At 71.7% G+C, this 18,050-nt stretch carries 19 protein-coding genes, 1 pseudogene and 1 riboswitch; of the genes and pseudogenes, 8 read left to right on the top strand and 12 right to left on the bottom strand.

The genetic code is table 11. The features are described from left to right. Nucleotides 1–22: 22 nt before the first annotated feature. The 3 genes from ABTW95_RS32925 to ABTW95_RS32915 all read right to left on the bottom strand — a co-directional run bounded on the left by ABTW95_RS32925 (nt 23) and on the right by ABTW95_RS32915 (nt 2,074). Nucleotides 23–1,123 carry a winged helix DNA-binding domain-containing protein gene (locus ABTW95_RS32925; protein WP_500228331.1) on the bottom strand — a complete coding sequence of 367 codons (1,101 nt, stop codon included), beginning with the start codon at nt 1,121–1,123 and terminating at the stop codon, nt 23–25. Continuing rightward, nucleotides 1,111–1,260 (bottom strand): hypothetical protein, encoded by a 150-nt coding sequence (locus ABTW95_RS32920; protein WP_396450560.1) that lies wholly within the window; start codon nt 1,258–1,260, stop codon nt 1,111–1,113. The genes ABTW95_RS32925 and ABTW95_RS32920 overlap by 13 nt, the downstream gene beginning before the upstream one ends. A 112-nt stretch (nt 1,261–1,372) precedes the next feature. After that, a complete protein-coding gene (locus tag ABTW95_RS32915) occupies nt 1,373–2,074 on the bottom strand; it encodes a CTP synthase C-terminal region-related (seleno)protein (RefSeq protein WP_500228330.1) in 702 nt (233 codons plus the stop codon). 93 nt (nt 2,075–2,167) lie between these two features. Between ABTW95_RS32915 and ABTW95_RS32910 the strand changes: the two genes are divergently transcribed. From ABTW95_RS32910 to ABTW95_RS32895, 4 genes are read left to right on the top strand one after another with little or no spacing between them, the layout of a single operon-like run. After that, nucleotides 2,168–3,040, top strand: coding sequence for a LysR family transcriptional regulator (locus tag ABTW95_RS32910; protein ID WP_500228329.1), 873 nt, complete (start codon nt 2,168–2,170; stop codon nt 3,038–3,040). A 37-nt stretch (nt 3,041–3,077) separates the two neighbouring features. Continuing rightward, nucleotides 3,078–3,890, top strand: a complete 813-nt coding sequence (locus ABTW95_RS32905) for a class I SAM-dependent methyltransferase (protein ID WP_396450565.1) — start codon at nt 3,078–3,080, stop codon at nt 3,888–3,890. Then, nucleotides 3,887–4,789, top strand: a complete 903-nt coding sequence (locus tag ABTW95_RS32900) for a saccharopine dehydrogenase NADP-binding domain-containing protein (RefSeq protein WP_500228328.1) — start codon at nt 3,887–3,889, stop codon at nt 4,787–4,789. Before ABTW95_RS32905 ends, ABTW95_RS32900 begins: the two co-directional genes overlap by 4 nt. Beyond that, the gene (locus tag ABTW95_RS32895) at nt 4,789–5,406 is read left to right on the top strand and encodes a TetR/AcrR family transcriptional regulator (protein ID WP_500228327.1); all 618 of its coding nucleotides are present in this window, start codon (nt 4,789–4,791) and stop codon (nt 5,404–5,406) included. The genes ABTW95_RS32900 and ABTW95_RS32895 overlap by 1 nt, the downstream gene beginning before the upstream one ends. A gap of 11 nt (nt 5,407–5,417) precedes the next feature. Here ABTW95_RS32895 and trpS read toward each other — a convergent pair whose 3' ends face one another. Beyond that, nucleotides 5,418–6,449 carry a tryptophan--tRNA ligase gene (gene trpS, locus ABTW95_RS32890; protein ID WP_396450570.1) on the bottom strand — a complete coding sequence of 344 codons (1,032 nt, stop codon included), beginning with the start codon at nt 6,447–6,449 and terminating at the stop codon, nt 5,418–5,420. A 220-nt stretch (nt 6,450–6,669) separates the two neighbouring features. On the opposite strand from trpS, the gene ABTW95_RS32885 reads away from it, so the two are divergent. The 3 genes from ABTW95_RS32885 to ABTW95_RS32875 are packed head-to-tail and all read left to right on the top strand — an operon-like array spanning nt 6,670 to nt 9,185. Continuing rightward, the gene (locus tag ABTW95_RS32885; RefSeq protein ID WP_396450572.1) at nt 6,670–7,158 is read left to right on the top strand and encodes a MarR family winged helix-turn-helix transcriptional regulator; all 489 of its coding nucleotides are present in this window, start codon (nt 6,670–6,672) and stop codon (nt 7,156–7,158) included. Nucleotides 7,159–7,206: 48 nt separating this feature from the next. Continuing rightward, a complete protein-coding gene (locus ABTW95_RS32880; protein ID WP_500228326.1) occupies nt 7,207–8,706 on the top strand; it encodes a DHA2 family efflux MFS transporter permease subunit in 1,500 nt (499 codons plus the stop codon). An 11-nt stretch (nt 8,707–8,717) separates the two neighbouring features. Beyond that, on the top strand, nt 8,718–9,185 hold the full coding sequence (locus tag ABTW95_RS32875; protein WP_500228325.1) for a PPOX class F420-dependent oxidoreductase: 468 nt from the start codon (nt 8,718–8,720) through the stop codon (nt 9,183–9,185). Nucleotides 9,186–9,261: 76 nt separating this feature from the next. Here ABTW95_RS32875 and ABTW95_RS32870 read toward each other — a convergent pair whose 3' ends face one another. The 4 genes from ABTW95_RS32870 to ABTW95_RS32855 are packed head-to-tail and all read right to left on the bottom strand — an operon-like array spanning nt 9,262 to nt 12,396. Further along, nucleotides 9,262–10,167 (bottom strand): M56 family metallopeptidase, encoded by a 906-nt coding sequence (locus ABTW95_RS32870; RefSeq protein WP_396450578.1) that lies wholly within the window; start codon nt 10,165–10,167, stop codon nt 9,262–9,264. Then, nucleotides 10,164–10,547 carry a BlaI/MecI/CopY family transcriptional regulator gene (locus tag ABTW95_RS32865; RefSeq protein WP_396450580.1) on the bottom strand — a complete coding sequence of 128 codons (384 nt, stop codon included), beginning with the start codon at nt 10,545–10,547 and terminating at the stop codon, nt 10,164–10,166. The genes ABTW95_RS32870 and ABTW95_RS32865 overlap by 4 nt, the downstream gene beginning before the upstream one ends. Nucleotides 10,548–10,585: 38 nt before the next feature. After that, entirely contained in the window at nt 10,586–11,281 is a 696-nt protein-coding gene (locus ABTW95_RS32860) for a response regulator (RefSeq protein WP_500228324.1), read from the bottom strand. Then, on the bottom strand, nt 11,278–12,396 hold the full coding sequence (locus ABTW95_RS32855; protein ID WP_500228323.1) for a sensor histidine kinase: 1,119 nt from the start codon (nt 12,394–12,396) through the stop codon (nt 11,278–11,280). The genes ABTW95_RS32860 and ABTW95_RS32855 overlap by 4 nt, the downstream gene beginning before the upstream one ends. A 132-nt stretch (nt 12,397–12,528) precedes the next feature. Between ABTW95_RS32855 and ABTW95_RS32850 the strand changes: the two genes are divergently transcribed. Beyond that, nucleotides 12,529–13,695 carry a glycosyltransferase 87 family protein gene (locus ABTW95_RS32850; protein ID WP_500228322.1) on the top strand — a complete coding sequence of 389 codons (1,167 nt, stop codon included), beginning with the start codon at nt 12,529–12,531 and terminating at the stop codon, nt 13,693–13,695. Here ABTW95_RS32850 and bluB read toward each other — a convergent pair. The 4 genes and pseudogenes from bluB to ABTW95_RS32830 form a co-directional block, all read right to left on the bottom strand. Further along, a complete protein-coding gene (gene bluB / locus ABTW95_RS32845) occupies nt 13,604–14,218 on the bottom strand; it encodes a 5,6-dimethylbenzimidazole synthase (protein ID WP_396454582.1) in 615 nt (204 codons plus the stop codon). The two genes, ABTW95_RS32850 and bluB, sit on opposite strands and share 92 nt — an antisense overlap. 13 nt (nt 14,219–14,231) lie before the next feature. Next, nucleotides 14,232–14,426: riboswitch (cobalamin riboswitch) on the bottom strand. Nucleotides 14,427–14,882: 456 nt separating this feature from the next. Then, on the bottom strand, nt 14,883–15,140 hold the full coding sequence (locus tag ABTW95_RS32840) for a hypothetical protein (RefSeq protein WP_500228321.1): 258 nt from the start codon (nt 15,138–15,140) through the stop codon (nt 14,883–14,885). Between the two features lie 407 nt (nt 15,141–15,547). Continuing rightward, a complete protein-coding gene (locus ABTW95_RS32835; RefSeq protein ID WP_500228320.1) occupies nt 15,548–16,792 on the bottom strand; it encodes an HNH endonuclease signature motif containing protein in 1,245 nt (414 codons plus the stop codon). Nucleotides 16,793–17,025: 233 nt separating this feature from the next. After that, nucleotides 17,026–17,801: pseudogene (locus ABTW95_RS32830) on the bottom strand (transposase). Nucleotides 17,802–18,050: the final 249 nt, after the last annotated feature.

The raw sequence follows: 18,050 nt of genomic DNA, 5'->3' as shown, positions 1-18,050 counted from the left end.
CCCCGCCCCCCGGCTCGGCGATTCAGGGCCGGAGGAACTCGACCGCGTGCGACTCGGCCTCCGGATGGGCGGCGCTGAGCAGGCGCATGCCCTCCTCTTCAAGGCCGGTGCGCTCCCGCTTCGGGACCGGGCGGAACGGGTCGATGCGCAGCACCGCCTCCCCGCGCTTCTTCTCGATCTTCCACATGCCGTGGACGAAGCCGTCCACGAGGAACGTCGCGCGGATGATGCCGTTGACGGTGAAGACCCGCTTGCGGTCCTCCTCGCTGATGATCCGGGCGCGGGCGGCGTGGGAGAGCAGCAGGTTGTCGAAGTCCGGGACGAAGCGGACGGGCGCCGGCGCGTCCGGGCCGGGACGCGGCGCGTCCGGCACGTCGTAGAGCACCAGGCCGTTCTCGTCGCGGAACTCCAGCAGCCCCGGGCGGAGCCGATCGACGACCGGGCCGAGGCGCGTCAGGCCCGACCAGCGCTGGACGTCCCGGACGCTCGCCGGCCCGAAGGCCGCCAGGTAGCGCAGCACCACATCGTCCAGCGTCGTCTCGGCGGGCGGGTGCCCGTCCAGCCAGGTGTCGAGCGTCGTGTGCCGCGCGACCCCCGAGGCGCCCCAGATGCCGCGCGGCGGGGTCTGCACCAGCGGCAGCCGCAGGCGGACGGCCCAGCCCAGCAGATCGGCGTCGTGGTCGGGCCACCGCTCGGCCAGCGATGCGCGGACCTCCTTGTCGGTGCGCGGCTCGTCCTCCAGCAGCGCGCGGGCGTGGGCGGTGACCGCGTCGAGGTCGATGCCGTCCAGCTCGGCGGCCCGCGCCTTCAGGAGGTTGTCGAGGATCGGCTGGGTGAGCGGCCGCAGCGCGCGGGCGTCGCGCGCGCTGACCAGGTGGAGCGTCCCGCGCATCAGCACGATCCGCAGCACGCGGCGCTCCGCCAGCAGCGCGCCGAGATCGCCGAACGCGAAGTCCGCGAGGCGGCTCCACAGCCCGATGTGCGGCGGGTTCGGCGCCTGCGCCTGCATGCCGACCAGGTGCTCGACTGCGTCCAGCACGGGCATGTCATGCCGCTCCAGCAGCATCTGGCGCGCCAGCAGCGCCCGGTTCAGCGCCCTCCTGCCGATCGTCACAGCGGCCACGCCCCCGCCGTCGTGCGCGGAGTGCACGGAAGGCTCCGCCCGTCCGTGATGCACATGACGTCCGGGATGCACATGACGTCCGGGATGCACATGGCGTCCGGGATCAGGACGCGATGGTGGAGCTGTGGCCGGTTCATCCGCCTATCCTCACCGATGCGGAGGCGGCGCGGGTACTCCGGTGCCGCTACTCCGGTGCCGCTACTCGGGTGCGGCTACTCGGGTGCAGCTACTCGGGGGCCGCCGGGATCGTCAACGGGAAGCGGCGGCGGCGAAGGCGGCGATGACCGGGTGCGGACGGGTGCCGTCGCCGGCCAGCTCCGGCTGGAAGAGCGTGGCGAAGTAGAACGGGTGCCCGGGCAGTTCCGCGATGCGCACCTGGCCGTCGCCGTCGTGGCCCGTGAACCGCAGGCCGTTCCGGCGCAGGACGTCGAGATACGCCGGGTTCGGGCCGAACGCGCAGTTGAAGCGCTCGACGCTGCGCGGGATCCCCATGAGCCGCTCGGCGAACGAGCCCGGAGTCACCGCGACCTCCGCCTCGTGTCCGGCGAGCGAGCAGGCCAGCGGCATGATCAGCAGATCATCGGCGGGCCCGTTCCCTCCCGGCCCGTTCTCAGCGTGCTTGGCCTCCTTCAGGCCGCAGACGTTGCGGGCGTATTCGAGCAGCATGTGCTGGAAGCCGCCGCACGTCCCCAGGATGGGAATCCCCTCCTCCCTGGCGGACCGTACGGCCGCCACCGCACCGGACTCGCTCTTGTAGGGGCTGCCCGGCAGCAGCCACACCCCGTCGAAGCCCGTCAGGCCGTCCCCCACCTCATCGGTCGGAATCCAATACGCCTCGACGAGGAGACCGTCCCGTTCGCGGACGGCCTCCAGCAGGCCCGGTATCCGGACGTGGGACTGGACGTTGGGGGATCGCTCCCCCACCAGGGCGATTCGTGCGGTGAAGGTCATGCCGCCGATCCTGGCCCTCGACCGAGCACAAGCGCCAACGATGATTTCCGATGCGTCGATAAGCGATGCTTATCCTCCGTGGATCCTCACCTCTTGCGCACGTTCGTCACCGTCGTCCGGGCAGGCTCGTTCTCGGCGGCCGCCGACGAGCTGGGATACACGCAGGCCGCCGTCTCGCAGCAGATCGCGTCACTGGAGAACGACCTCAAGGCGACGCTCCTGCACCGCCGCCCGGTGCGGACGACGGAGGCCGGGGCGCGGCTGCTGGAGCACGCCGGGCCGATCCTGCTGCGGCTCCGGGCGGCGCGGTCCGAGATCGCCCGGCTGACCGCGGCGCCCCGGCTGCGGCTCAGCGTGGGCGCGTCCCCGCTCGCCGCCGCCCATGTCGCGGGCGCGCTGGCCGCGGCCCGCCGGGCGCATCCCCGCCTGGAGGCCGCCGTCCGCGTCCTGCCCCGCGCGGGAATCGACGCCGCCGTCGCGACCGGGGACCTGGACATCGGGCTCGTGGACGGCATCGCGGCGCCCAGCGACCCGCTGCGGCTGGACGCCGGCGTCCCCGTCGCCGCCGTCGCGGTGGCCGAGCGCCCGCTCGCGGTCGTGCTGCCCGCCGCGCATCCGCTGGCGTCCCGGCCGGGGCTCGACCTGCGCGATCTCGTGGACGCGCTGTGGCTGGACGCCCCGGACGTCGCCGTGCCGCTGGCGGCGCTGCGCCGGGCGACCGGGGCGCGGGACGGCTTCCGCCCGTCCCTCACCTGCGAGGGCGGTGACGTGGAGCTGCTGGTCGCCCTGGTCGCCGCGGGGCACGGGCCGGCGCTCCTCCCGGCCGGTCTCGCCGGGCGTCCGGGGCTGGCGGAGGTGCCCGTGCGCGCGCCCCGGATCGTCCACCGCACCGAGGTGCTGCACCCGCGCACGACCGGCCCGGCGGGTACGGCATTCATCGCGGCCTTGACGGACGGCACGTCATGAACGTACGTTCATGAACAGACGTTCATAAGGAGGGGGCATGGCGGACATCGTCAACACCCATCAGGCCGAGGCCTGGAACGGATACGAGGGCCGGCACTGGGCCGGCCACCACGACCGCTACGACGCGGTCAACAGCGGCTTCAACGACGTCCTGCTGGACGCGGCGGCCATCGGGGCGCGCGACCGCGTCCTCGACATCGGGTGCGGGAACGGGCAGGTCACCCGGCTCGCGGCGCGGCGCGCCCGGCTCGGCGGCGCGACGGGCGTGGACCTGTCCGGGCCGATGCTCGCCCGCGCCCGCTCGCTCGCCGCCGCGGAGGAGGTCGCGAACGCGGCGTTCGAGCAGGGCGACGCCCAGGTCCACCCGTTCCCGGACGGCGCCTTCGACGTGGCGGTCAGCCGGTTCGGGGTCATGTTCTTCGCCGATCCGGTCGCGGCGTTCGGGAACGTCCGGCGGGCGCTGCGGGACGCCGGACGGGTGGCGTTCGTCGTCATGACGCCGCCCGGCGAGACCGACCTCGGGGAGGTGTTCGCCGCGCTGCCGCCGCGCGCGGAGCCGCCGATCGGGCATCAGGGGCCGCTGTCGCTGGCCGATCCGGACCGCGTCCGCGAGGTCCTTGAGGGCGCCGGGTTCAAGGACGTCCGCACACGCCTGGTGGACGCCGAGCAGATCTGGGGCCGGGACGCGCGCGACGCGGCGGAGTTCTTCGCCGGCTGGGGCCCGATCCGCTACAACTACGGCGAGAGCGGCGAGCTGGTCGACGCGCTCACCGAGGTGATGGCGCGGTTCGAGCGGGACGGCGCCGTCCGGCTGCGCAGCACCGCGCGGCTGGTGGCGGCACGGCGATGAAGCGGGTCGCCGTCCTCGGGGGATACGGGGCCGTGGGACGCGAGGTCGTCGCGGGCCTGCGCGGGCACGTGCCGGAGATCGTCGTCGCGGGCCGGGACCTCGCCAAGGCCCGCACCGTCGAGGGCGCGACGCCGATGCGCCTCGATCTGCGGAGCGACGACATCGAGCGGCTCGACGCCGACGCGGTCGTCATGTGCGCGGAGACCGAGAACGTGCGGGTCGCCGAGACGTGCCTCGCACGCGGCGTCCACTACGTCGATGTGTCCGCGTCGTACGAGGTGCTCGCCGGGATCGAGAGGCTGGACGCGACCGAGGCGACGGCCGTGCTCAGCGTGGGGCTCGCGCCCGGGGTGACCAACCTGCTCGCGCACGGATTCGGCGGCGCGGACGTCGACATCGGCGTCCTGATCGGCACCGGCGAGCAGCACGGGCCGGGCGCCGTGGAGTGGACGCTCGACTCCCTGGGCGAGGTGGGCGAATCCTGGCGGATGCGCTTCCCGCCGCCCTACGGGACCCGCACCGTCCACCGGTTCCCGTTCTCCGACCAGTACACGCTCCCCGGCCGGGTCCGGACGGGCCTCTGCCTGGACTCGCGGGCGCTGACCGCGCTCCTCCCCCGGCTCAGGCGGGTCCGGGACGCGGCTCCGCTGCGGGCCGCGCTCCGGCACGTCCACGTCGGCGGGGACGGGTTCGCCGTGGCGGTCGAGTCCGGGGAGCGGGTGCGGTCGTTCTCCGGGCGGCGGCAGAGCCGGGCGACGGGCCTGGCCGCCGCGCTGGTCGTCCGGCGGCTGGACGGGATGCCGCCCGGCGTCCGGCACATCGAGGACGCCGTCGGCCCCGACTTCCTCCCCGAACTCGCCGCCCACGGGTTCGATCTCGGCGAATACGATCCGGGGTGATGTCACCTCGAAAAGCGGCCGCGCTGCGCGCCGGCGACCGGTCCCTGCGCGAGCACCTGATCGCCACGGCCGAGCGGATGATGGCCGAGCGCGGCGCGGCGGGCCTGACCGTCCGGGCGATCGCGCGGGAGGCCGGCGTCGCCGACGGCGTCCTCTACAACCACTTCGCCGACAAGGAGGAGCTGCTCGCGCACGCCCTGCGCGCACGCGCCGAGTCGGTGGAGCGCTCGCTCGACCCGCTGCCCGAGCCCGGCAGCGGGACGATCGAGGAGAACCTGCGCGCGTACGTCCGGCACGGGCTGGTCGCGCACAACGCGCTGCTGCCCGCCGTCGCCGGGCTGGTCGCGCAGCCCGAGGTGCTCGCCCGGTTCTCCGCGCTGAGCGGCGGCGAGCGGGACTGGCGCTCCCGCCTCGCCGCCTACCTGCGGGCCGAGCGCGATCTCGGCCGGCTCGCCCCGGACGCCCCGGTGGACGCGGCCACGTCCATGATCGTCGGCGCGTGCCACGAGCCGGTGCTGTCGGTGCTGTTCCAGGGCGAGGAGCTCGCGCACCGGGTGCCCCTGGACGCCGTGGACGGCCTGGTCGCCGTCGTCCTGCGCGGCATCGCCCCCCGCTAGGGATCCATCGTTCAAGAATCCATGGCCGCCCTGACCTCCTCCAGCGTGCGGTCGGCGATCGCGTTGGCCCGGTCGTTCCCCTCCGCCACCACGCGGCGCAGATACGCGCGGTCGGCGATGAGCTCGGCGCGGCGGGCGCGGATCGGGCGGAGGAACTCGTTGACCGAGTCCGCGACGACCTTCTTGAGCGCCGCCGCCCCGCCGGAGCCGACCTCGGCGGCGACGTCGTGCGGGTCGCGGTCCTGGCACAGCGCGGCGAGCAGCACCAGGTTGGACACCTGGGGGCGGGTGTCCGGCTCGTAGGTGATGTGCCGGTCGCCGTCGGTCACGGCGCGCCTGATCATCCGGGCGGTCTCGTCCGGCCCGGCGGACAGCGCGATCGCGTTGCCCCGGCTCTTGCCCATCTTCCGGCCGTCCGTCCCGAGCAGCAGCGGCGCGGCGGACAGCAGCGCGTCCGGCACCGGGAAGACCGGCGCGTAGCGCTCGTTGAAGCGGCGCGCGATCGTCCGGGTGATCTCCTGGTGCGGAAGCTGGTCCTTGCCGACGGGGACGAGGTTCGCCTTGCAGAACAGGATGTCGGCGGCCTGGTGGACGGGATAGGTGAACATCAGCCCGCTGACCGACGCCTGCCGGGACGCCGCGATCTCGTCCTTCACGGTCGGGTTGCGGTTCAGCTCGGCGACCGTCACCAGCGACAGGAACGGCAGCATGAGCTGGTTCAGGGCCGGGACGGCGCTGTGCCGGAAGACCGTCGCCGCGGCCGGGTCGATCCCGGCGGCCAGGTAGTCGGCGACGAGCCCCTCGACGTGCTCGGACAGCCGGTCGGCGACGTCCCGGTCGGTGAGCACCTGGTAGTCGGGGATGACGAGCAGCAGCTCGACGCCGGCCCGCTGCAGCCTGACCCGGTTCGCCAGGGTGCCGAAGTAGTGGCCGAGATGCAGCGGCCCGGTCGGCCGGTCGCCGGTCAGGATGCGGAACGCGCCCGGGTCGGCGGCGATCCGCGCCTCCAGCTCCCGGGTCCGGGCTTCGGGGGTGGTCTCCATGGTCTCTCCTCCGTCTCGGGTCGGCCGGCCACCGGCGGACCCCGCGGAAGAAGAGAGAAGGGCCGTCCAGTGGACGGCCCGATGGCGTGCGCGAGTGTCGGCCGTCCTAGGACGGCCACCAGCCCAGACACGCGATGCGGTTCACGGCACCCAGCATAGACGACGAGAAACGGCTGCTCACAGATAATCCAGAACGGAACCAATTGGGTAGCCTGGGCGCATGACCTCGATGTCCCCCAGCCGCACGAAACCGGACCTGTCCTACCTGCTCGACCACACCGGCCATGTGCTGCGCACCCGGATGACGGCCGCGCTCGCCGAGATCGGGCTGACCCCGCGCATGCACTGCGTCCTCGTCCACGCCCTGGAGGGGGAGCGCACCCAGATCCAGCTGGCCGAGATCGGCGACATGGACAAGACGACGATGGTCGTCACGGTCGACGCCCTGGAGAAGGCCGGCCTCGCCGAGCGCCGCCCGTCCTCCACGGACCGGCGGGCCAGGATCATCGCGGTCACCGAGGAGGGCGCGCGGGTCGCCGCCCGCAGCCAGGAGATCGTGGACGGCGTGCACGAGGCGGCGCTGGGCTCGCTTCCGGCCGACGAGCGCGAGGTGCTCGTCCGCGCCCTGACCGCCCTGGCCGAGGGCCATCTGAGCACCCCGGTGGAGAGCCCGCTGCCCGCCCGCAGGGTCCGGCAGCGCCAAAAATAAGTCCGTCAAGGATCGTCTCTAACAAAACTATCTGTTACGGTCTCTCCTATGGCCAAGGAGACGACCCGTCCTTCCACCTCCCGTTCCGAATCCGCGTCGCGGCTCACCGCCCCGCTCCGCTCCCGCTGGGCGGCGCTCGGGGTGCTGTCCGCGACGATGCTGATGACGATCCTGGACGGCAGCATCGTGACCGTCGCGGCGCCCGCCATCCAGGACGATCTCGGCTTCTCCCCCGCCGGGCTCAGCTGGATCATGAACGCCTACCTGATCCCGCTCGGCGGCCTGCTGCTCCTCGCCGGCCGGCTCGGCGACCTCATCGGCCGCCGCACGCTGTTCCTCCTCGGGAACGCCGTCTTCACCGCGGCGTCCGTGCTGGCGGGCGCCGCCGGCACGTCCGGCCTGCTGATCGCCGCCCGCCTGCTGCAGGGCGTCGGCAGCGCGCTGGCCTCGGCGGTCGTCCTCGGCATCCTCGTGACGCTCTTCCCCGGCCCCCGCGAGCGGGCCAAGGCCCTCGGGGTCTTCAGCTTCACCGGCGCGGCCGGCGCGTCCATCGGGCAGGTGCTCGGCGGCGTGCTCACCGACGCGCTGAGCTGGCACTGGATCTTCCTGATCAACCTGCCGATCGGGCTCGCCACCGTCCTGCTCGCCCTCCCGGCGCTGCCCCGCGACCGCGGCATCGGCCTCGCCGCCGGCGCGGACGTCGCCGGCGCGCTGCTCGCCACGTCCGGGCTGATGCTCGGCATCTACACCGTCGTCAAGGTCGAGAGCCACGGCTGGCTGTCCTCGCACACGCTGGGCCTGGGCGCGGTGTCCCTCGTCCTGCTCGCGGGCTTCGCGGTCCGGCAGGCGCGCGCCGCGACCCCGCTGATGCCGCTGCGGATCCTGCGCTCCCGCAACGTGTCGGGCGCCTACATGGTCCAGCTGCTCACCCTGTCGGCGATGTTCTCGTTCCAGGTGATCGTCGCCCTCTACATGCAGCAGATCCTGGGTTACAGCGCGCTCGGCACCGGCCTGGCGATGCTCCCGGCCGCCGTCGCGATCGGCGCCGTGTCGCTGTTCGCGTCGGCGCGGCTGTCGAACCGCCTCGGCGAACGGTTCGTGCTGACGACCGGGCTGGTGCTGCTCGCCGGCGCGATGGCCTGGCTGACGACCGTCCCGGTGGACGCCCGCTACGCCACCGACCTGCTCCCGGCCTTCGTCCTGATCGCCGGCGCCGGGCTCGTCCTGCCGTCGCTGACCGGGCTCGGCATGTCCAGCGCCCGCCCGGAGGACGCTGGCATCGCGTCGGGCCTGTTCAACACCGTCCAGCAGGTGGGGATGGCGCTCGGCGTCGCGGTCATGACCACGCTCGCCGCGTCCCGCACCGCCGCGCTCCGCGCGGACGGGCGCGGCACCGCCGCCGCGCTCGCCGGCGGCTACCACCTGGCGTTCGGCATCTCCGCCGCCCTCCTGACGGCCGCGCTCGCCGTGTCCCTGCTCGTCCTGCGCCGCCCGAAGCCTCCGGCGTCCACCGCGTCCCCCGCCGAGAACGTCCCCGCCAACGCCTGAAGGAGACCGAGATGACCGAGTACGGCCCCGGCCGGGGACCCGGCCCCAAGCCGATCACCGAGGACGACCTGGTGCTCATCCTCGGCGAGCACCGGTTCGCCGTCCTCGCGACGAACAGGCCGAACGGCCACCCGCACCTCACGACCGTCGCCTACACGTGGGACCCGGACGAGCGGGTCGCGCGGATCTCCACGACCGCCGACCGGGCGAAAGTGAAGCAGCTCCGCCGCGACCCGCGCGCCGCGCTGCACGCGGCAAGCCCGGACCACATGTCGTTCGCGGTCGCGGAAGGCACCGCCGAACTGTCCGGCATATCCGAAGAGCCCGGCGACGCGGTGGGGCGCGAGCTGCTCGCCATGACACCGGGGTTCGCCGACCCGGCGGACGAGCGGGCGTTCCTGGAGCACATGGCCGAGGACAGGAGGCTGGTGATACGCCTGCGCGCCACCCGCCTCTACGGCACCGTCATCGCGAACTAGCACGGTCGCGGACCAGCACGGCCACGGGCTAGCGCGGTCGCGGGCTAATGCGGTCGCGGGCTAATGCGGTCGCGGGCTAATGCGGCAGGACGAGGAGGAGCAGCGGCAGCCCCGCGATGACCGGGACGGCGGCGGCCGCGGCGAGGCGCACCTTCCGCGACACCGGCTGCGGCTCCAGCAGCCGGTTCACCCGCGCCATCACCGGGAGGTCGCCGTGCGCGACGCCGAGGGTGCCGGACGGGGCGGCGGCCGGGCGGGCGGCCGCGAACCGCAGCAGCGCCGTCGCCAGCTCGCGGGCCGGGCGGCCGTGCCGGGCCCGGTCGTCGGCGGCCATCTCGATCAGCAGCTCCACCGCGTCCAGGCACCGTCCGACCAGCCGGAACTGCGGGAACACCTGGCGCAGCGACGCGAACGGCAGCAGCACCAGGTCGTGCCGCTCGCGCGCGTGCGCGCGCTCGTGCGCGAGGACCGCGGCCAGCTCGCCGCGGTCGAGCAGCTGCAGCGTCCCGGCGCTGACGACGACCTTGTGCGAGCGGACGCCCGGCACGCAGTACGCGGCGGCGCCGGGGTGGTCGACGACGAGGGTGCCGGGCACGGACGAGTCGCGGCGCGACACCAGCGCGAGCAGCGCCCGGTGCCGGCGCCGAGCCCGCACCACGCGGACCACCGCGAACATCAGCATGACCAGCAGCACCGCCGTGAGGCTGATCGCGCCGAGCAGCGAGGCGACCTGGACGGCGTTGAGGCTGGCGGCCTGGTCGTCGTACAGGCCGGGCAGCCCGCCGAGGACGCCCTTGCCGTACGGGAGGAGGGCGAGACCGAGGAGGGCGCCGATCGTGGCGACGCCCCAGCACAGCCCGAGGGCCTGCCAGAGCGCGATCCCGATGCGCGGCGCCCGCCACGTCCACCGGGCGCGGGCCAGGAAGTGCGCCCCGCCGATGGTCCCGAGGGAGATCAGAGCGAGCAGGGCGGCGCCGGTCATGCCGGTGGTTCCTTGCTCGTGAGACCCGCGAGGGTCTGCCGGATCACATCGATCTCGTCCCGCGACACCGACCGGACGAAGTGCGCGAGGGCGGCGTCCCGGTCACCGGTCTCGTTCAGGGCGCCCAGCATCAGCTCGGTCACGTACATCTCGCGGCTCGCGACCGGGTGGTAGCGCCAGGCGCGGCCGTCGCGCTCGCGCTCGAGGAAGCCCTTCTTGGCGAGCCTGTCCAGCACGGTCATCACCGTAGTGTGCGCGAGATCCCGGTCGCTCGCGAGCGCGCGGCTGACATCGCGGGCGGTGGCGGCCTCCAGGCCGGCGTCCTCCCGCTCCCAGAGGACCTCCATGACCGTGCGTTCAAGCTCTCCCAGACCCTTCACGCCTTCAAGGTTATCCGACGGGTCCGCGGGTCACCACGTCAGGTAGTACTACCGCCCGTAGGCGGCGCGACGAGGCCCAGCTCGTAGGCGGCGATGACGAGCTGGACGCGGTCGCGGGCACCGAGTTTGGCGAGCAGCCGGGCGACGTGCGCCTTGGCCGTCGCCACGCTGATGAAGAGCTCCCCGGCGATCTCCTGGTTGGACATGCCGCGCCCGACCAGCGTGAGGACCTCGCGCTCACGGTCGGTGATCCCGTCCACCCGCCCGGCCCCCTCCACCTGCCTGGGCCCGTCCCCCCGCCCCGGCCCCGGCCCGGGTTCCGGGCGGGCCGCGAACTCCGCGATCAGCCTCTTGGTGACGCTCGGCGCGATCAGCGCCTCCCCGGCGGCGACGACGCGGATGGCCGCGAGGATCTCCTCCAGCGCCATGTCCTTGACGAGGAAGCCGCTCGCGCCGGCCTTCAGCGACCCGTAGACGTACTCGTCGTCGTCGAACGTGGTCAGCATGATGACGCGGGCCGTGGTAATGCGCCGGGTCGCCTCGATGCCGTCCATGTCGGGCATGCGGATGTCCATGACGACCACGTCGGGGCGGACCGCCTCCACCAGCTCCACCACCTCGGCGCCCGTCCCGGCCTCGCCGACGATCTCCAGGTCGGGGTGGTCGGCGATCAGGACGCGCAACCCGGCGCGGATCAGCGGCTGATCGTCGGCCAGGACGATGCGGACCGTCATCGTCCCGCCAGCGGGATGCGCGCCGCCACCCGGAACCCGCCCTCGGGCCGCGGCCCGGCGGCGAACTCGCCGCGCAGCAGAGCCACCCGCTCGCGCATCCCGACGAGGCCGTAGCCGGTGCCGACCACGCCGCCGCGCCCGTCGTCCGCTACCTCGACGTCCAGCTCGCCGTCGCGGTAGCCGATCGTGACCCGGCACTCGTCCGCACCCGCATGGCGGACGACGTTGGTGACCGCCTCCTGCACGATCCGGTAGGCGGAGAGATCGACATCCGGCGGGAGGGGCCGGCGCTCCCCTTCGGTGCGGATCACGACGGTGACGCCCGCGTCCCGCGTCGCCTCGGCCAGCCGGTCGAGACCGTCCAGGCCGGGCGCCGAGCCGAGCGGGGCGGGGTCGTCCTTGCGCAGCGCCGTGAGCATGCGCCGCAGCCCCGTCAGCGTCTCGCGGCTGGTGGCCTCGATGGCGTCCAGCGCGTTGCGCGCCTCCGCAGGCTGCGTGTCGATCACCCGCCCGCCGACGCCCGCCTGGATCGCGATGATCCCGATGCTGTGCGCGACCATGTCGTGCAGCTCGCGGGCGATGCGGAGCCGCTCGTCCGCGACGGCCCGCGCCGTGGCCTGCGCCCGCATCGCCTCGGCGTGCGCCCACCGCACCCGCAGCGCGTCACCCGCCATCCACGTGACGAGCATCGCCAGCACGACCGTCAGGAAGAAGACGCCGCTGGGGAACATGAAGGAGGCGACGGCCGCGACCTGCAGGAAGCCGGTCAAGACGGCGACGGGGACAGAGACCCGCCGCCTGCGAGTGGCCGCGATGTACCCGGCGCCGAGGTCGGTGAGCAGCAGGTACAGCCCGGCGACCGCCCCGTTCGGCATCTCCATCAGCGCCGCCGTCCAGGCGAGCGCAAGGATCGCGTGCGCCGCCACCGGCCGGCGCAGCAGCAGACCCGCCACCAGGACCGTGAGCGCGGCCGAGATCAGGACTTCCAGCCCTTCGAAGCCACCGTGCCCATTACTGACCGTGACAAAGAGGAAGCCGGGATACAGGACGGCGCCCGACCACGCGAGGACCGTCCACGTGATGCTGCGCATTCGGCTCAGCGGCAGGGCGGACATGCCGCGATCGTAACCGGCGCATCTTGCCCCGCACATTAGCCCGCAGGCCTAGTCCCCGGGGCTACAGCACTTCCGGCGAATATGGCCGACGGCCGGATGCCGTTATGCCCCGCCCTCGACACCGTTGGCACCATGAAGCGTCGAGTGTCATTGATACTGGCCGCCGAAGTCCTGGCGATCGCGGTCTTCTCCGTCCTGTACGACTCGCTCGATTTCCGCATCTACCGGCTAGGCGGAGACGCAATAACGAACGGCTCCCGCCTCTACGAGGAACAGCTGGCCGACCACTGGTTCACGAACACACCATTCATGGCCGCCCTGTTCACGCCGCTTTCCGCACTCCCCCTGACCGTCACCCGCGTGGTGTGGCAACTGGCCTCCCTAGCGGCCTTCGTATGGGCCTGCCGCACAACGCTGGAACTAGCCGGCCGCCGCGCCCCTCTCATAGCCGTAGCAGCGGCCGGCCTGCTGCTCGAACCGGTCTGGCACACGTTCTTCCTGGGCCAGGTGAACTTGTTCCTCCTAGCCCTGGTCCTGGCGGACATGCACCGCATAGCCCAAGGCCGTCCAGCAGGAATAGGCATCGGCATCGCAGCCGCGATAAAGCTGACCCCCGCAATCTTCATCGCGCTACTCCTGATCAGCCGACGCACAAGGGCCGCCGCAACAGCCACCGCAACCTTCGCCACCTGCACTCTGCTCGCCTACGCCGTCGCACCAGAAGCGTCCCGCCTCTACTGGCTGCACACCTTCTACGACACGTCCCGCGTAGGCGTCCCTTACATCAGCAACCAGTCACCCTACGGCGCACTGACCCGCATCCTGTGGAACACGACCGAAGTAGGCGACTGGTACACGGCCATTCCCCCAGCAATCGCCGCCGTCGGACTCACAGTCGCCGCCCTATGGGCGAAACGGGGCGACTGGCTGGGCGCCACAGCGGTAACGGGCACGACCGGCCTTCTGGTCTCACCCGTCTCGTGGACGCACCACTGGGTGTGGATAGTCCCCGCCTTGGCAGTGCTCCTCCGCAACAAGAACCACAAGACCGCACTGGCCGCCTACGCCCTCTTCGTCCTCTCACCCCTCTGGTGGACGCCCCACAACGGCCACCCGCTCGAATACGGCTTCAACCCGCTCCTGACCCCCGTGGCGAACTGCTACCTACTGGCAGGCGTGCTGTTCCTCGTCCACATGGCCGTCCGCCTCACCACCGGTCATGGTGCAGAGCGGCCTCCAGCGGCCGACGACGCCACCACCCGTGCCGTTCGAGATCCGGAGCAGATTGCAGACGGGTGACGGGCCCAAGACACAACCACGCGACCGGACGAATGGCCGCGGGAATGCCGAGCAGCTCCCGCAGGTACGGCTCCCGATAGAACGAGACCCATCCCACCCCAAGACCCTCAGCGGTAGCCGCGAGCCACAAGTTCTGGATCGCCAGGCACACCGAATACAACCCCGCGTCCGCGATGGCATGCCGCCCGAGAACCGCCGGCCCACCGCGCGCCGCGTCGTAGGTGACCACGACCGCCAGACTGGACTCCAACACCCCATCGATCTTGATCCGACCAAAGCGCTCCTTGTCGCCACCCGTCAGCCCCGCCGCGAACACAGCGCGCTCCGCCTGCACATGCTCGTAAAAGGCACGCCGCACCCCCAGATCTCTCACCAGGACGAAATCCCAGGGCTGCGAGAGCCCCACACTGGGCGCGGCATGAGCCGCCGCGAGCACCCGCTCAAGGACGTCCTGCGGAATCGGCGCACCGGTGAACTCGGCGCGCACATCACGGCGGCGGTGGATGGCGTCATAGAGGTTCATGGGCAGGCTCCCGCTGCGTCGTCGTAGCGAGGCCGGTCTTCGGACTCCCGGATCGACACTCGACCGCCCGCCTTCCCGGCCGTAAGGCCAGTGGCTGCGCAAACGCGCATGGACGGCAGCTCCCCGGTCACCGCGGCGGGCCCGTGCCGGATTCACACCGGCTTCCCGATTCTCCCCACAAGGGGGCACCCCGCGTCAGTTCATGCCACCCCCGACCCTACCGACCCCGCACCGGACGCCCTCGGCCAGCACCACACCCTGCCACCACTGCGCCCACGCCCGCCGCGCCGACAACACCAACACAGAGACCGAGCTGCGCCGTTGGCCGAGGGCCTGTCCGGTTAAGGCACCTCTCTGTGCCAAGCCGCGACAAGCAGAGAGGCAGCCGAATCTCTGATCATGTTCCGTCAACGCACAGCCGTCGCTTCAGCCTGCTGAGCGGTCTGACGGCGGATTTTGGCGGTTGTCGATCAACGGCCCGCCACGACGGTGCCGTTTAAGGTCTCCGGAGGAAGCGTCCAGCGGCGCGACGCCGCAATAGGAGGCGAACCCGGCCGTCCGGGCCGGGATTTTCGCGGCCGGAAGGTCAGCGATGCCGTTGTGGTTCGGTCAGGGCGGTGCCCGGTTCGGCGACAGGTCCACCGCCAGGGCCGGCAGCATGCGATCAAGCTCGAGCCCCGGGACGCACCCCGCGCAGGGTCCCGGCGGCGATATCGGCAGTCAGCTTGTGGGGCAGGCCGACCGGCCGGTTGATGGTCTGCGGTACCAGGATCAGGGCGCGCACAGTTGCCGGGGAAATGCGCACCCACGATTGGGCGGACTTGGGCACCCAAGTGAGCAGGGTTGGGGTGTCTTGCCGGGCAATGAGCATCGCGGATGCCGGGGGTTCGCGATCGTCACGCGTTGGGATGGCGGCGAACATCTTCCTGAGGGCGTCCTTGGCACGGCTGTGAGTGGGCGGCGCGGGGCCAACCCATCCACCGGCCTGGCCAGAGGCTGCGCCCCGACGACCGTCGAGCCGCTGGGGGGACGGGCCGTGATGTGGCCACGGCGGGCAGTCGGCAAATGCGGGCCACGAACATGCTCCTCAGAGCGCCCGTGGGCGACGGCGGTGAATGGGCGGCGCAGGGCAACCCATCCACCGGCCTGGCCAGAGGCTGCGCCGCGACGACCAGGCAACCGCCAGGCGAGACGGGCCGCGCTGCCGCCACGGCGAGCAGTCGGCAATGCAGGCCAGCCGGGGGTTGCGCCGCTCCCGGGAACCGCGAGCCGGCGGCGGGGAACAGGGCATGGCCTTTGCTGGCGGCTGGAGCGGGAGCGGCGTTGTGATCAGGCGGCTTGTTGCCAGGGTGGCGGGCGGCCAGGGGCGGAAACGGTTCTGGGCCCGGGTGGGTGGAGACGGTAGGTGTAGCGGCCGTCCGGTCCCCGGGAGATATCGATGCGGTCCGGGTTGGAGGCTTTGTACCTGTTGTGCCATCCGCAGGTGAGTGTGAGTTGGTCGATGTCGGTCGGCGAGCCGAGAGCCCAGCCGTTGACGTGGTCGACCTCGCACAACGTTCCGGGGACTTCGCATCCTTGGACGGCGCAGGTTGGGTTGAGGGCCTCTAGGACGCGACGCTGTGCGGGGCTGGCGAAGCGTTCGGTGCGTCCGAGGTAGAGGGGAAGGCCGCCCTGGCCAAGCAAAAGGGGCGCGACTCCGGCGGCCAAGGCGATGCGGCGGGCCTGGGCGGCGGGGATCGCGGTTCCGTCGGCGAGCCGGGCGGGTGCCGCACCGCCGGTGAGAGTGTCCAAGTCACAGATGACGGTGACCTTGGTGGCCTTGTGTCCGCCCGACATTACCGAGCTGAGTGCGGCGGCGGTGCGTTGGGACAGGTCACGTGTGTCGTCGGTCCCGGCCGGTTTGGCGAGCGGGCCGAGGGTGCCGTCCCAGACGGCGGCGTCTTCGGCGTTGAGCCAGCCCTTGATATAGCGACCGCCGTCCAGGGAGCGCGTCGAATCGATCCAGGACTGCTCATGGCCCCGTCGGATATCGGCGTCCGGAGCAGGCTCGGTGCCATCGCGTTCAGCGATCACGTCCCCGATTCGGCGGCCGAACGAAGCGATCTTCCCCGCTGAGAACCCCTGGTCGACCATGCCCAGCAGGATCTTTTCAGCGGCCCGGCAGTCGTCATCGTCCAGCCGGGCGACCGCACCGGCGATGGTCGCGGCGTGGCCAGCCGAAATTTCACCTGCTGCCCAGCGCCTGGACACGTCCTCTAGGCGGTGCTGCTGGCGGGCCAGGGTCAGCCGTTCTTTGGCGCGGGCGTCACGCATTCCGAGCCGGGAGCGAAGCCATGCGCGGGTGGAGGGAAACCCCCAACGCTGCACTTCGCGTCCCCGGTCGACGACGCCGACGAATCCCGCCAGTGCGGCCTCGTGCATATCGCCGGTCGCGGCGAGGGCCTCGGCGAGTTCCATGCAGGCCGCCGGGGATTCCGGCGGAGTCCGGCGGGCAAGCTCAGCCGCGATCGCCGAAGCGGCGTTCACCAATTCAATAGTGGACGCTCCAGCAACATCGACCCCGACCACTTCCACAACCCCGATTTTACCTGCCCCACCTCAATATCCCACCGAATAGAAGCCTGAATATTGTCACCCTAACGCCACCCCCGAAACCTAGCCCACCCCAAACAGAAGGCATGCCAGACAATTCGGGCATACCTGCCCTCCAATGACCCCCACCCATTCAGACCCAAGATCGACCTCTAGCAGGCCCCACCCATTGTTCGCAAGATCGCACATCGAACGGATGGGTGAGTGACCCATTTTCATCCTCGGGTGGCTTCGTAGTTCTGCAGGACGGCGATGGCCTTGACGAGGTGGCCGGCCTTGCTGGGGCTGCAGCAGAGCTTGCGGCGGATTCGCCAGCTCTTGAGCTGGGCGTTTGCGCGTTCACCGGGTCCACGGAGCCTGGCGTGCGCGCGGTTGGCCTGCTTCTGGGACTCGGGCTTGTCGCGCCCCTTGTACGGGGTGACGACGACGCAGGCCTCGGCTTCTTGATAGCCCTTGTCGGCCCGCGTGATGATCCCGGCGGTGTCCAGCTTGCGCAGGATTCCCCACAGGCGCGCGGCGGTCAGATCGTGCGTGCGGCCGGGCATCGCCCCCCATGTCCACCAGATCGTCCCCGTCCGGACCGGTGATGACCTGCACGTTCATCCCGTTGCAGCGGTGTTTGACCGAGTAGTGGGGCCGGGCGACGCGCACGCGGTCGGTGGCGATGAGCGTGCCGTCCAGCACCAGTAGGTGCAGCCCGTCTTGTTCGACCTGGCGCAGGACCGCTCCCAGCTTGGTGACCGCGACGACAGCAGCGCCTCCCGCCTCCTGGACGTACCGCCAGGCCGTGTTTGTTGACACCCCGGACCCAGCCCCCGATTCGGCGAAGGTCTCGCCCTTGCGCAGATGGACCAGTACCAGCAGGGCCTGCTGCCCGGGGGTTGAGCAGCCGCCAGGCCGACCCGACCGCCTTGCGGTGCCGCCGGATCGCTCCGGCCAGGTAGTTCAGCGTTCCACGCGACAAATCGGCGGCAGCGCGATAGAACAGCACGCAGGATCCTCTGGTTCGGACGTCGAGATTGTGGTGATCAAGTCGTCTACCAGGGGATTCTTCGTTTTCGCTGGCCGGACGCCGGTACCGCGATCATGTTGTGATCGGGTTACGCCCAGCCGGACGAAAAAGAGCAGTGGGCATTTTCGGCTCTTGGACGGGTGGGGGCGGCGCGTCGGGCAGAGGGCAGGCGGAGCCTGCCCGACGAAAGCTGCACTCAGGGGCCGCAGAGGCTCCGAAGTCAAGGGT

The organism is Spirillospora sp. NPDC127506 (assembly GCF_040302145.1).
GTDB lineage: Bacteria > Actinomycetota > Actinomycetes > Streptosporangiales > Streptosporangiaceae > Spirillospora.
Note: the sequence above shows the minus strand (reverse complement) of the source record. Positions and strands in the feature narration are given on the sequence as shown.

Coding starts and splice junctions, on each gene's coding strand:
- ABTW95_RS32895 (WP_500228327.1), top strand. CDS start 4,789: ATGTCACCTCGAAAAGCGGCCGCGCTGCGCGCCGGCGACCGGTCCCTG.
- ABTW95_RS32875 (WP_500228325.1), top strand. CDS start 8,718: ATGACCGAGTACGGCCCCGGCCGGGGACCCGGCCCCAAGCCGATCACC.
- ABTW95_RS32855 (WP_500228323.1), bottom strand. CDS start 12,396: ATGTCCGCCCTGCCGCTGAGCCGAATGCGCAGCATCACGTGGACGGTC.
- ABTW95_RS32870 (WP_396450578.1), bottom strand. CDS start 10,167: ATGACCGGCGCCGCCCTGCTCGCTCTGATCTCCCTCGGGACCATCGGC.
- ABTW95_RS32850 (WP_500228322.1), top strand. CDS start 12,529: ATGAAGCGTCGAGTGTCATTGATACTGGCCGCCGAAGTCCTGGCGATC.
- ABTW95_RS32905 (WP_396450565.1), top strand. CDS start 3,078: ATGGCGGACATCGTCAACACCCATCAGGCCGAGGCCTGGAACGGATAC.
- ABTW95_RS32915 (WP_500228330.1), bottom strand. CDS start 2,074: ATGACCTTCACCGCACGAATCGCCCTGGTGGGGGAGCGATCCCCCAAC.
- trpS (WP_396450570.1), bottom strand. CDS start 6,449: ATGGAGACCACCCCCGAAGCCCGGACCCGGGAGCTGGAGGCGCGGATC.
- ABTW95_RS32885 (WP_396450572.1), top strand. CDS start 6,670: ATGACCTCGATGTCCCCCAGCCGCACGAAACCGGACCTGTCCTACCTG.
- ABTW95_RS32900 (WP_500228328.1), top strand. CDS start 3,887: ATGAAGCGGGTCGCCGTCCTCGGGGGATACGGGGCCGTGGGACGCGAG.
- ABTW95_RS32920 (WP_396450560.1), bottom strand. CDS start 1,260: ATGAACCGGCCACAGCTCCACCATCGCGTCCTGATCCCGGACGCCATG.
- bluB (WP_396454582.1), bottom strand. CDS start 14,218: ATGAACCTCTATGACGCCATCCACCGCCGCCGTGATGTGCGCGCCGAG.
- ABTW95_RS32840 (WP_500228321.1), bottom strand. CDS start 15,140: ATGTTCGCCGCCATCCCAACGCGTGACGATCGCGAACCCCCGGCATCC.
- ABTW95_RS32860 (WP_500228324.1), bottom strand. CDS start 11,281: ATGACGGTCCGCATCGTCCTGGCCGACGATCAGCCGCTGATCCGCGCC.
- ABTW95_RS32880 (WP_500228326.1), top strand. CDS start 7,207: ATGGCCAAGGAGACGACCCGTCCTTCCACCTCCCGTTCCGAATCCGCG.